Here is a 12,904-nt window from a genome sequence, read left to right on the forward strand (position 1 = left end):
ATATAACATTTAGAAAATTTTATAAATAGTTAGGGGAGATTCGCGATGAATGTTAAGGAAATAAAATCAGAAGATCAATTAGATGCGGTATTACCCGTTTTACAACAATTACGAACTGCGCTTACAAAAGAGGAAGCACAATTTTTATTTCGTCAGATGAAAGAGGAACGCTATCAATTATTTTCTTTGTGTAATGACGCAGATGAGGTGGTAAGCCTTGCAGGGGTAGCGGTATGTACGAATTTCTATAATAAGAAACATGTTTTTGTATATGATCTTGTTACAGCGGGGGCCCATCGCTCAAAAGACTATGGTAAAGCGTTATTATCATATATAGAAGAATGGGGAGCAGAAAAGGGATGTAGTTCGGTTGTTTTGACATCAGCTTTTCCAAGAATTGAAGCACATAGATTTTATGAAAGAGAAGGATATAATAAGGTAAGTTATTCTTTTTGTAAAGAGTTACAATAGAGAAGAGAAATAGTAGATTCTAAATGTGATAAGATATAGAATCAGCTATTTTTTGTTATAATAGAAATAAGGTATAATAAGGTATTTTGTCGAATTATGTTTATGAAATGATAAAGGAACATTTAAATATGTAGCAAGCTGTAAATGAAAAAAGGGGCGTTTATATTGGATAAAATACAGAAAATATCAATTCTAAACGAAGGAAGAGTTATTGTTATTTCTGATATTCATGGAGAGCTAGAGCTTCTTAAGAAACTATTAAGCGAAGTTAATTTTAGTGCAGAGGATTATTTAATCATTAATGGTGATCTTTGTGAAAAAGGAAGGAATAGTATAGGTGTTGTAAACTATGTCATGGAACTGTCAGCACAGAATCAACAGGTACATGTTATTGAAGGGAATTGTGAAGCTTTGGTTGAGGCTCTTTTAAATGAAAATCCTGGGTTAATAAACTATTTATGTACGAGAAAGCATTCTATCTTTAATGAATGGCTTGACCAATTAGATTTTCATATTAATGAAGAGAAGGATATCGGTGAGGTAAAAGATATATTAATGAGCTGTTTTTCAAAAGAGATGAATTGGCTCATGGAATTACCAACTGCTATTGAAACAGATGACTATCTTTTTGTGCACGCAGGACTTGAAGATATAGAAGATTGGAAGAAGACTGAACGGGAAAATGCGATTGCCATGCCGGAGTTTTTTACTAAATCACATCGCGCAAATAAGTATGTAGTAGTTGGGCATTGGCCTGTTGCTAATTATTCTGAAGAGGCACCTTCTAATAATCCAGTTATCGATGAAAACAAAAAAATAATTGCGATTGATGGTGGAAATACTATTAAAGAAGCGGGACAATTAAATGCATTTATCATTCATAGATCAAGTTCTAAAGATGTGTTTTCATATACATATGTAGATCATTTTCCACAATATGAAATTTTAACAGATTTTAAAGCAGAACCAATGATACAAGGTGGAGTCACGTATCCGTATTATCATATTGTACCAGTTGAAAAAAATGATGATTTTACAATATGCAAACAAGTAGAAACAAATAAACGATTATATGTTAAAAATGAATATATAAAGCAAAATGAAGCAGGTGATTATACTGTTAAAACCGATATTTCTTGTGCACAAATAAGTGTAAGGAAAGGTGATATTGTTTCGCTTATTGATGATAGCTGTACGGGATATGATTTAATCAAAAAAGATGGTGTGGAAGGTTGGATAGAGAAGGGTCTTCTTCTTAAAGTGAATGGGAAGGAATTAAAAGTATATAGCTAAAAAACAGGAGGGAATTTCCCTCCTGTTTTTTTATTTTGTAGACTTTGAGAGCGTAAAGTTTAGATGATCATGATAAGGAATTTAATTTTTTTATAAATGCAGCGAAGAACTACTTTTCTCTTCTAGAGAAGCAAATGAAAAAGAATCTTTATTTTTAACAAATGTTTTTTGATCTTGAACAGATTGAACTGCTACAATTTGTGAATTTCTTACTTTAAGTGCATCTTGAATCCCAAGTGTCATGAGCTTAATAAAAAGAATAGTAATAAAGAATGTAGCGAGAGTATAAAAAATAATCCACAATGAAAGATTCATTTCATTACGATTTAGTCCAATAAGGCCCGCCCAATCATTCGAGAGTGAAACAGGTTTGAACTGACCTTCGTCCATTTCTTTCATTTGTATCCCGCCGATTACAATGTTAAGTAATGCTAAGTGGATCATGAGTATGAGTGTTTGGACAATATGTTCCATAAATAACAAAAATACGCGGTCGAGCAATAAGACTCGTAAATGTTTTTTTATAATATGAAAACGACTTGCCCCCATTAATTGTGAGCTCGATATATAATCTTTTTTCATAAATTCATCAACTTCTGATGAAATATATAACGAAATTGTAGGGAGAGCGATAAAAATGAGTATAATAGCTTGATAAAGTGCAAATGAGATATTTGGACTTAGTCGATCCGCATTTGATGTGATTACAAGATTAATTGGCGTGATGAGTATGAATGCGATAAATAAAGTTGGGATATAATAAAAAACTTCTGAGCATGCCTGGAAAAATCTTTTGAATTTTGTAGCGTATAAACTTAATAGAATACCTATACATGTTCCAAATAAAATACGTAATAAACTAATTGCGATAGCAAATAAAATTGTAAATTTCGCTCCTTCTAAAATTTGTAAGAAAATAGATTCTCCAAAACGGTCAGAGCCAAAAGGTGGCATTAAAGATGGCGAAAAGGGTGCCTTGCCAAGTAATTCATTATTGTCATTGTAAAGCAATAGAGGTGCTTCTGGTATGCTATCTTTAAAGAACCAACTATAAATAAAGCTAGCTGTAAGTAGTACAAAAAGATAAATGAATCCGATTAAAAAGCGTTTTGATTTCCAAATAGACCTCATAGAACTTCTCCTCTCATTTGTTTTTGCCACCTATTCATCATAAAAGAAGTGATTTGAAAAATAATATAAAACGGTAAGATAATCATGATAAGTATGATAAATGTAGCGGGAGGTGAAATAAACGCCTTCCTAAATAAAAATTGAATGATACCTTGCATATTAAAAATAAATTCTAAAATGAACAAATTAGAAAGTAAGAAAACGAAAATTGTTTTTAAATGGTGAAAGAAATGGATAGATATATTTTTAAATAAGTGCACACATAGTATATAACTTGATGAAAGGCCCTTTCCGTAAGCAACTTCTACATATTGTTTTCCATGTTCTTCTTTTATATATAAAATCATCATCCGAAACATTTGTAATGTAGGTAAAACCGCTAAAGATAAAATAGGAAGTAAATAAGCGCGATTTTCATTAAAAGAAATAATTGTGACAGGAGATTCCCCGAATTTCTGAAGTAACCAAATGAAAAACATTTGTAAGCAAATCATCATCATCATATCAGGGATAGCTTCTAATACAAAAATAAATCTGTTAATCCATTTTTTGATAGAATCCTTTGCTAAAAAATAGAAAAACGCCATGCTAGATGAAATAAAGAGTGCAAGAACGAAAGCTACAAACAAAACAGTAAATGAATATATGTAAGGTTCTAATACGGTTGGAAATAATGGTATTTTTTTGAAATTACCGAACTTCGCTTCTGATGATAGAACTATAAGAGACTCGGGAGAGAAAACCTCTTTTAACATAGTAAAAATCTGTTTGAAAAATTGAATCGGTTGAAAGGTGAATCCCCCTTGAGTGATAAATAAATAAGGTAAATTTAATAATAGTAAGAGTGATAAAATAATCGATGAAAGTTTTATCATAAATTGAGATGTTTTGTGTAACATCAAATCCCTCCGTCATCTTTTTACAATATTATACAACAAAGTGAGAATTATTGTTTGATTTTTCAGAAGAATATATATTATTGTTATTATTAGTGATACATTAAATTCTAATATTCTACTTGATAGCATAGGAGGCAATATGGAACAGATATATTTACAAGGTAAAAAAGTGATAGTAAGAAAAATAGAAGAGAAAGATATAAATTCTTTATATTCACAAATATACAAAGAAGAAAACCCTGAATGGAAAAAGTGGGATGCGCCATACTTTCCATTTTCTATTCAGGAATACCCAGTGTATAAGGGAAGTTTGCAAGCTAAGCTAAAAGAGGAACCTTTGTCGCAACTTATTATTGAAGCCGATAACGAAATAATAGGGACAGTTGGTTTCTATTGGGAATATAAGGCGTCACGCTGGTTAGAAATAGGGATCACCATTTATGACCCAGCATATTGGAATGGCGGTTATGGTACAGAAGCTTTGCAACTATATAGAGATTTATTATTCGAAAATATGGAGATTGGTAGGGTTGGACTAACAACTTGGTCTGGAAATGAACGAATGATGAAAGTCGCAGAAAAAATTGGGATGAAGTTAGAAGGTAGAATGCGAAAATGTCGTTACTATAATGGGGCATATTATGATTCTATTCGAATGGGAATGATTCGTGAAGAGTGGGAAGCATTAAGAGAAGTGGAGGAGTAAAGTAAGATGTATGCCGTTATTGCTACATTTGATGAGAGGTTTTCAAAGCACGTGAAAGAGATTCGGGAAGGACTAACGGACATTGTACATAATGAGGGCTTAGAGCCTCATATTACATTAGCTGATTACCATGCTTTGGATTTAGAAGCATATAGACATGAACTTGAAAAGTTTACAGAGAGTGTAGAGCGTTTTCTAGTTGAATTCTCTTCTGTTGGCACCTTCCCTACAAATGGAACAATCTTTCTGGCGCCAACAGTAACAAGAAGATTACTAGAGTTGCATCAATCGTTTCATAATCATTTTACGGATTTTCATGATCAGCCACAGTCGTATTATGTACCTGAGAAGTGGGTACCACATTGTACAATTGCCAATCGTTTAGAGTGGGAGCAATTTGTTCGTGTAATGGAGTTTGTATATAAAGGTTTCAGTGTACAAACGGTAGTTATAGAAAGTTTAAAGTTAATTAAAGTGAACTATGAAAATGGTAATCCGGTTTCTTGTAACATAGTAGCAGAATACAATTTAAAAAGAGTGGAGATATCGATATGACGTATGTAGTTAGAGAAATGAATGTAGAGGACATTACAGCTGTACAAGAAGTGGCAAAAATAGCTTGGCATGATACATATAAAGGAATCATTCCACAGGAAATTCAAGATAAATGTTTAAAACAAGCATATTCAAATGAAATAATGAAACGACGTTTAGAACATTCATACTTACTCGTAGCAGAAGTAGAAGACCAAATTGTTGGATTTGCTAATTTTTCACCTGTAAAACATCAAAATGAAGCAGAATTAGGGGCTATTTATTTATTACCGGAGCATCAAGGAAAAGGAATTGGGACGGCTTTATTGCAAAGAGGTATCGCGGTTTTAGACGGTGTTAAGAAGATTTATATTTGTGTAGAAGCGGAAAATGAAAAAGGAAAAACGTTTTATAAAGCGAAAGGTTTTGCCGATTTAGAACAGTTTGAAGAAGACTTTGAGGGACACATGATGCAAACGGTAAGAATGGTGTTACATGTATAGTAAATGGTTTAGGAGGAGAAGAGATGAAGATATTCGATTTCGGTGAAATGGCAGGGAATCACATATCAGTGTTTCATTCTAACTTTATTATGTCAAAAATAGTAAAACATCAAGGAGAGGTACATATTGGTTGTATGCATTTACAACCAAAAGGAATAATCGGGTATCATGAAGCAGTTGTTTCTCAGCTTCTTCTAATTGTGCAAGGGTAAGGACTTGTTTGTGGCGCAGATAAAAAGAAAAAGAAAGTGCACCCGGGTCAAGCTGTTTTCTGGAATAAAGGGGAATTCCATAAAACAACTACTGAAACTGGGCTTATGGCAATTGTAATTGAGTCAGAGAATCTAGAAAATAATATCCGAATGCCGATTGTAGAAAGAGAAGGCGAAGGAATAGGAGGATGAAAGGATGATTCAAAAGGCGAATGAAGAGGAAGTTCAGCAAATATTAAATTTTGCAGCACAATCACTCTTTGAAGGAACAAAAGAAACGTGCCAGTTAAGCCAAGAAAAAGCGATTGAGATTACACAGCCTCTATTAGATAAAGGAGCGTATTATTTAGTTGTAAAACAAGAGAATGTGCTAGCAGGATGGATTTTAATTGGAGAGAATACGGATTATTTTTCAGGAGGAAAAATGGGATTCATTTATGAATTATATATTTTTCCAGCGTATAGAGGAAAAGGGTTATCCCGAAAACTAATGAAAGCAGGAATCGATAGATTGCAAGAAAAGTATAAAGAAATACGTTTAAATGTATTCGCTGGGAATTTCGCCAAAGAGATGTATAAAAAATTTGGATTTGTTGAGAGGCAAGTAGTTATGACATTGAAGCTTAAATGTTGAATTATATCTGTATATATAAATAAATAGAATAAATAAAATTTATAAAATTTTTCCATGAAAGTGAAAAAAATCCCTTTTCAAATTTTTATTATTATTCTATAATTATCCAAGTAGAATTGAATTTTAGTAAATTCTATCAATTTAACCAATTCATTCACTATTAAGGGGGAAAATTTAATGGCTGGACAAATTCGTATGAGTCCTGAGGAGCTAAAATCAAAAGCTAAGCTATACGGACGAAGCTCTGATGAAATTAAAGATATTCTTGGAAAATTACAAGGATTACAAAATGAATTACGTGGAGAATGGGAAGGCCGTGCTTTTGATGGTTTTGATCGACAATTCAACGATTTAAGACCAAAAGTAGAAAGCTTCTCACAATTATTACATGAGATTGATGTTCAACTTACCAAAACTGCAGAGGCTGTTGCTTCTCATGATGAAGAGTTATCACGTAATTTCGGCTTGAAATAAGAAACGTTGATATTCTCTACATAAAAAGAAGGTTTCAAAGTTAGCCATGCGACTTCTGTTGTATGGCTAACTTACTTTTAAGAAAAGAATGAATTTTAATTTTTATGTATAATAGGTTATTTTTAGATTTTTTTATTCGCAGGAGTGATAAGTATTGAAAAAAATTAAGTGGAGTATCTTGTTGTTTATCATTTTAGCACTTGTATTTGCAACAGGGACTTCCTATTTAGCTTTAAATAAAAAGTTAAAAAAAGAAGATGAAAAAAGCACTCCAAAAATGACGGTTGCTTTAGTAAACGAGGATCAAGGGACGGTATTTGAAGGAAATAAAATAGCATTTGGAGATCAGTTTATAAAAAATATTAATAAAGACAATAATCAACAATGGTATGTGGTCAGTCGTGGAGTTGCAGAAAATGGTTTGAAAAACAATAACTATAATATGATGATTGTAATTCCGAATGACTTTTCTAGAAAGGCTGTTTCAATTCATGCTGAAGCACCAGAGAAACTAACATTAAGTTATAAAGTAAATGCAACTGGAAATAAAGAATTAAAAACAGAAGCGGAAAAGACAGCCGCATCGATTTTAGAAGATTTTAATAGACGTATTATAGATGTATATTTTGCTAGCATAATTGGGAAATTACAAGCTGCGCAGGATAATATTGGGACAATCGTAGATAAAGAACAAGCCCACATGAAAGTATATAAAACAGATGTACATAATCCTTTGGCAAACTATACACAACAATTTAAAACAGTACAAGATTATACAGGTGTCTCTGTTAATAGCTTTAAAGGGTTTGAAGGGGTATTACAAAGATTTGGTCAAACAATCGATGAGGGTGCGAAATCGAATGCTACCTATTTAGGTGGTTTCGATAATCTTCAAAATTTGCAAACAGGCAATAATTTGTTAGCAAATAATTTTTCAAATCAGCTTAATCAATTTAACAGTGACCTTAGTACAAATGATGTGCTAAAGCAATTAAGTGCATTGGAATCGGCGAATAAAGTTATCGCAAGCCATTTCAATGACTCAGATAAACAATCTAATGCTTTAACTGACTCAACAGCAATTCAACAGTATTTAGCAGATGTCACAAATAAAATGAAAAGCTATGATGAAGAACTAGCAGATAAGCTCAAGAAGAATATTCAAGAAACAATTAATGAGAAATTAAAAGCAAAACTTTCGGGTAATAACACAAAAGAGATATATTTAAATACCTTAATGCAACAACCAGACAATCAAATTAACGAACAGATTAAAAGTTTAATCAATAAGTTAGCAAGTATGGATGTTGAAGAAATTGATAGACTCACATTACCTGATGAGACAAAGACGCAGCTGAAAAATGTAGTTCAAGTTTCTAAGAAGTATGGGGAAGAGAATAGCTTCCATTATGAAGGCTCTAACGATATTCCATTAGAAAATACAATCAAGAATATTAAGAAAGGCCTAGCTACTGATGGAATTATTTTTGAAGATAAAGAAAAAGTTGCAAAAATGGATGGAGAGCAAATGTTTAATTTGCAACTTCCAGAGGGATTTGAACTGTATTCAAGTACGGAAGCATTAATGATTAACGGACAAGACTATACTGCAGACTATTTAAGTAATGGGAGTGTCAAGCTGCCTTCTCGAGAAGAAGGAGAATTATCTGTTGGTGTGCGTGTCAAATTGTCGGATGAAAACGCAAAGATTGATGTTTTTACACCAGTAACATGGAAATGGAATTTAACTCATACGCATGAAAAAACACCAACGGAAACGAAGCCAGTTGATCCTCCGACCGAGGGACAAGAAACAACTGGTGAAAATAATAAACAAAGTAATCAAGTTGTCAAACTGACAAATCGCACAAAAACGCCAGTACATTCAATTAAACAATTGACAGATAGTAAGACTGGTAGTGAAACAAAAGAACCAAATAAAGATGGAAACAAAAACCCAGGTGGTGGCACGACAAACCCAGGTGGTGGCACAACAGAGCCAGGTGGTGGTGGTGGTACAACAAACCCAGGTGGTGGTACAACAAACCCAGGCGGTGGCACAACAACCAGGTGGTGGTACAACACGACCCAGGCGGTGGCACAACAGAGCCAGGTGGCGGCACAACAAACCCAGGTGGTGGTACAACAAACCCAGGTGGTGGTACAACAAACCCAGGCGGTGGCACAACAGGTGGTGGCGGCACAACAAACCCAGGCGGTGGTACAACAAACCCAGGTGGTGGCACAACAGGCGGTGGCACAACAAACCCAGGCGGTGGTACGACAAACCCAGGCGGTGGCACAACAGACCCAGGCGGTGGTACAACTAATCCGGGTGAGGGAGATAAAAAAGTTGAAACAATAGAACGTACTAATGATCATATTGTTCATCAAAAAATGGAAGTTTTATCTCCAGCATCATCTGAGGGGTTAATAAAAGACGCTGTGAACACAGTGAAAAATTATGAAGAATTATCAGGCTTATATGAACTGTATTATGGGCTTGATATGAAAACAGAAGATTTATCAGGAAAGTTAGAAAAACAAGCTTTAAAAGATCTTGCCACATCAAAATCTCTTTATTACATGTTAAATAAACAAAATGTGTTAGATATCATTACAGGTCTTGTTTCATCTGAAATTCAGGCGGAAGTAACATCTGAGATGAATCAAGTAAAACAAAAAATTAATGATTTGCAGCTCTTAGCTAAAAATGTTAACCAAAATTCAGACCGTTTGGCAGAAACATTAAAACAAACATCAGAACAAGCTAATGTAATGAATACGAATCTGGCTGAGTATTTAAACGGTGCAATGAAGTGGCGTGAAGGTAGTCTAAAACTGATGGAGGAACAAAGAACAATAGTAAGTAGTCGTGAAGGAGAACAGACAGCTATATTAGCATTAGACACTGGATTGAAATCATTAGTGACACAGAGTCAATCGTTAGCTGAAAGTTCGAAAGGTACTTTGCTAGCTTCTGACGAGGTATATAAAACGTTTGATCAAATTAATAATCAAGCAAAAGAAATTCAAGACAGCGGTGTAACGATGGTGTCAAAAGCTGATACATTATTAAACGATTTAACTGATAAAGTATCGGATGATAAGTCATTCGCGAAAAACTTCAGTAAAGTATTAGCGAATAGCCGTGTTGGCGAACGTCAGAATGAACAGTTATACAAGTTTTTAGCGAATCCAGTTTTAAAACAAAATGACGGTGTTATTACAGCAGGCAATGCCTTTACACCATATTTAATTGTATTAGTATGTTTTATTGTTTCTTTATTTACGTCATACGCTATTGCGAATCAGGAAAGAAAGCGTCATCAACAAGATGATTTTGAAGAAAAATCATCAATTTTAGATATGAACTTACCAATCACGGCAATTACATTCGGAATAGCTATTGTTGAAGGAGTTATAATTGGTATCATCGCTGGGAAATTATTAGAATTCAGCGGAAATCAAAGGTTAATTTGGATTGCTTTTATAACAATTACAATGATGGCTTTTGTCTTCGTTTCAACATATCTATTACGCCAAGCAAAAATGATAGGCATGTTTATCTTATTAACATCATTAAGTCTGTATCTATTTTTAACAGAAGCTGTTGGAGTTAAGGTAACTAAGACATCATATCTTGGTAAGTTACGTGAATTTTCACCACTTCAATATATAGAAGATTTCTTAAATAATTTTATAAGTGGTAAAAATGATGGTCATGTCACTTTCGCAGTCCTTCTTGTAATAGCAATTGTTGGATTTATTATCAATCTATTTGTATGGCATAAAAGGTGGGAGGAAAAAATTGACGATGATGAAACAATGCATACAGCTGGCTAGATTATCATTTGTCTTTTTTCTTTTCTTGTTTGCTGCGCCCCTCATGGGTAGCGCAGCAGACAGTTACCTGAATGATAATGGTAAACTTGATTTCAAAGTAGATCGGCTACATGAAGATAACCAAGAAAGAAATGAAAAAGGACAGCAAGAGACAGAGCTCGATAAAGCAGCAATTCAATTATTTAATGAAGAAGTTGAAAAACAAATTAATGAAAAACAAAAGAAAGAAAAGAAAGAAATGAAAGAGTTGAATGACTCTTTATTTTTGAATACGAAAAAAATAGATAAAATGAAAGACACACAGAAGAGTTTGTTTTCAAAAAACTATAACGTGAGAGCAAGTTCTAGTGAAATGGATCATAGCCAAGCCAAAACAGAAGAGTCAATTAGTCCGACATTGATTGGATTAATTATTATTGGCGTTATATTCATTTTTATTGGATTTGGAATCATCATTCGGAAAATTTGGATGTAAGGAGAATCACAAATGGCTATACAGACACATATTAACGTCACTGTTGATTTTCATAAATGGAATGGAAATACATACGATTTACGAATCCCCAATCATCAGTCTGTTAAATATTTGCTTAAAAATTTAATTGAAACATTAAAAATTGAAAAATACGATACATCAAACTACGTAATTAAAGTTGTGAATAAATCGTTATTATTAACAGATGATGATAGATTGGTAGATCACCAAGTAACAGATGGAGATATATTACAAGTAATATAAATTACATAATCATGAACGCAGCATGTAACCTACTCAAGTGAATTCGTAAAATCAGAATAGGTTTATGGTGAAAAGGAGAAGAGGAAGAACATGACGGAGAAAACAATTCAGATTGATTCAATGGAGTATCGATTTGAAATAGAAGAAGATACTTGGAAATTAGAACTTGCTAAATCTCAAACGCAAGTAAAAGATACCCGTCAATTGGAGTTATTAACGGAAAAATCATCAATGTTTCTACCAGTAACAATAGAAGAGCATGATGATACATTTACTTTTACATATACGGTAGAAAAGAAATTATTGAAATGGGAAGATGTAAAGAAATTAGAAAGAAATGAGAAATTACGTTTAATCCGAAATCTATCTCATTTTCAAGAGTATTTGCATAGAAGAATAACTTTCTTTTTACACCCGGATAATTTAGTATTTGATGCAAATTTAATGCCTTTTATTATACATCGCGGAATTCGAGAGATTGCCCCGCCCAAACCACTAACAGAAAATCAATTTTTACTCCACTACAAATGTTTTATTATTGCTTTGTTTTCCAAAAAACATAGTTATGATGATCTATATGCTGGTTTATTGGAAAGCGCAAAAGAAACTACATTTGAACAGAATGTGGTCAACATGGAAAGCTTTGAGGAACTGAAACAGTTTATCGAAGTGAATTTTTTAAAGGAGCAAGCAAAAGCAGAAAAAACAATGCAACTTGTTCCGAAAAAGCAGTTTAAATTATTTAAATACTTAGCATTTTCATTTGCGGCAGCTACAGTTATCTTAGCAGCACCAGTCGTTTACTACACATTTATGAAAGTGCCGTATCAAAATACACTTCTAGAAGCTAATAAAAATTTCTTAGCAACGGATTACGATAAGGTAATTAGTAATTTGAATGAGGAAGAGTTTGAATCATTACCGCTAGCATCTAAATATGAGTTAGCGTATTCCTACTTGAAAGTAGAGAAATTATCTGATGAGCAAAAAGCAGCAATTATGAAAAATGTTACTTTAAAAAGTGATGAAAAGTATTTATTGTACTGGATTTACAACGGAAAAGGTAATTTTGATAAATCATTAGATTTAGCGAAAAGTGTGGATGATCCACAATTAATCATGTATGGCTTAATTAAACAAATAGAAGCAGTGAAAAATAATCCGGATTTACCAGGAAAAGAGCGCGATGAAAAGCTAAAAACATTTGAACAACAATTGAATGAATATAAGAAAAAATATAGTGATTCATCCAATGAAAAAGATATATCTAATACAAAAAAAGCAAAGTAAAAGGATGAAGACTTTTGCTGAATCTATATGAAAATGGATATATAAACAACAAGAAAAGATAGGGAGTACGTATATATCCAATCTATATAAATACAAAATGAAAAACCGACATAACTCTTTCTTTTTAGGTGGGAGAGAGCGTCCGTCCATGGAGGCCCATGCTAAGTGAAAA

The 12,904-nt window shown here is 33.1% G+C and carries 14 protein-coding genes and 1 pseudogene; 13 read left to right on the forward strand and 2 right to left on the reverse strand.

The features are described 5' to 3' along the window. The first annotated feature begins 45 nt into the window (after positions 1-45). Both NSQ40_RS10695 and NSQ40_RS10700 read left to right on the forward strand, forming a co-directional pair. Entirely contained in the window at positions 46-471 is a 426-nt protein-coding gene (locus NSQ40_RS10695) for a GNAT family N-acetyltransferase (RefSeq protein WP_258248373.1), read from the forward strand. Positions 472-636: 165 nt separating this feature from the next. Beyond that, on the forward strand, positions 637-1,764 hold the full coding sequence (locus NSQ40_RS10700) for a metallophosphoesterase (protein WP_098101121.1): 1,128 nt from the start codon (positions 637-639) through the stop codon (positions 1,762-1,764). A gap of 90 nt (positions 1,765-1,854) precedes the next feature. Here the strand turns inward: NSQ40_RS10700 and NSQ40_RS10705 are convergent, their stop codons facing one another. Both NSQ40_RS10705 and NSQ40_RS10710 read right to left on the reverse strand, forming a co-directional pair. Beyond that, a complete protein-coding gene (locus tag NSQ40_RS10705; RefSeq protein WP_033798382.1) occupies positions 1,855-2,895 on the reverse strand; it encodes an ABC transporter permease in 1,041 nt (346 codons plus the stop codon). Further along, a complete protein-coding gene (locus NSQ40_RS10710; protein ID WP_097786796.1) occupies positions 2,892-3,794 on the reverse strand; it encodes an ABC transporter permease subunit in 903 nt (300 codons plus the stop codon). Before NSQ40_RS10710 ends, NSQ40_RS10705 begins: the two co-directional genes overlap by 4 nt. A gap of 139 nt (positions 3,795-3,933) precedes the next feature. Between NSQ40_RS10710 and NSQ40_RS10715 the strand changes: the two genes are divergently transcribed. The 11 genes and pseudogenes from NSQ40_RS10715 to essB all read left to right on the forward strand — a co-directional run bounded on the left by NSQ40_RS10715 (position 3,934) and on the right by essB (position 12,732). Further along, complete coding sequence (locus NSQ40_RS10715; protein WP_018765502.1) at positions 3,934-4,500, forward strand: GNAT family N-acetyltransferase; 567 nt, start codon at positions 3,934-3,936, stop codon at positions 4,498-4,500. A gap of 6 nt (positions 4,501-4,506) precedes the next feature. Then, complete coding sequence (locus tag NSQ40_RS10720; RefSeq protein ID WP_097786797.1) at positions 4,507-5,055, forward strand: 2'-5' RNA ligase family protein; 549 nt, start codon at positions 4,507-4,509, stop codon at positions 5,053-5,055. Then, positions 5,052-5,537: a GNAT family N-acetyltransferase gene (locus NSQ40_RS10725; protein ID WP_033796095.1), complete on the forward strand. Its 486-nt coding sequence runs from the start codon at positions 5,052-5,054 to the stop codon at positions 5,535-5,537. The genes NSQ40_RS10720 and NSQ40_RS10725 overlap by 4 nt, the downstream gene beginning before the upstream one ends. 23 nt (positions 5,538-5,560) lie before the next feature. Next, positions 5,561-5,941: pseudogene (locus NSQ40_RS10730) on the forward strand (cupin). Positions 5,942-5,945: 4 nt separating this feature from the next. Continuing rightward, the gene (locus NSQ40_RS10735; protein WP_003197224.1) at positions 5,946-6,383 is read left to right on the forward strand and encodes a GNAT family N-acetyltransferase; all 438 of its coding nucleotides are present in this window, start codon (positions 5,946-5,948) and stop codon (positions 6,381-6,383) included. Positions 6,384-6,560: 177 nt separating this feature from the next. Further along, on the forward strand, positions 6,561-6,857 hold the full coding sequence (locus NSQ40_RS10740) for a WXG100 family type VII secretion target (protein ID WP_003197226.1): 297 nt from the start codon (positions 6,561-6,563) through the stop codon (positions 6,855-6,857). Between the two features lie 154 nt (positions 6,858-7,011). Then, positions 7,012-9,222: a type VII secretion protein EsaA gene (gene esaA, locus NSQ40_RS29435; RefSeq protein ID WP_445684660.1), complete on the forward strand. Its 2,211-nt coding sequence runs from the start codon at positions 7,012-7,014 to the stop codon at positions 9,220-9,222. 32 nt (positions 9,223-9,254) lie between these two features. Then, the gene (locus NSQ40_RS29440; protein WP_003206986.1) at positions 9,255-10,703 is read left to right on the forward strand and encodes a hypothetical protein; all 1,449 of its coding nucleotides are present in this window, start codon (positions 9,255-9,257) and stop codon (positions 10,701-10,703) included. Further along, positions 10,675-11,178, forward strand: coding sequence for a type VII secretion protein EssA (gene essA, locus NSQ40_RS10750; protein WP_018765509.1), 504 nt, complete (start codon positions 10,675-10,677; stop codon positions 11,176-11,178). The genes NSQ40_RS29440 and essA overlap by 29 nt, the downstream gene beginning before the upstream one ends. A gap of 12 nt (positions 11,179-11,190) precedes the next feature. Next, complete coding sequence (locus NSQ40_RS10755) at positions 11,191-11,442, forward strand: EsaB/YukD family protein (RefSeq protein WP_018765510.1); 252 nt, start codon at positions 11,191-11,193, stop codon at positions 11,440-11,442. Positions 11,443-11,532: 90 nt separating this feature from the next. After that, positions 11,533-12,732 (forward strand): type VII secretion protein EssB, encoded by a 1,200-nt coding sequence (essB, locus tag NSQ40_RS10760; protein WP_003197233.1) that lies wholly within the window; start codon positions 11,533-11,535, stop codon positions 12,730-12,732. Positions 12,733-12,904: the final 172 nt, after the last annotated feature.

Source organism: Bacillus sp. FSL K6-6038 (assembly GCF_038050455.1).
GTDB lineage: Bacteria > Bacillota > Bacilli > Bacillales > Bacillaceae_G > Bacillus_A > Bacillus_A pseudomycoides.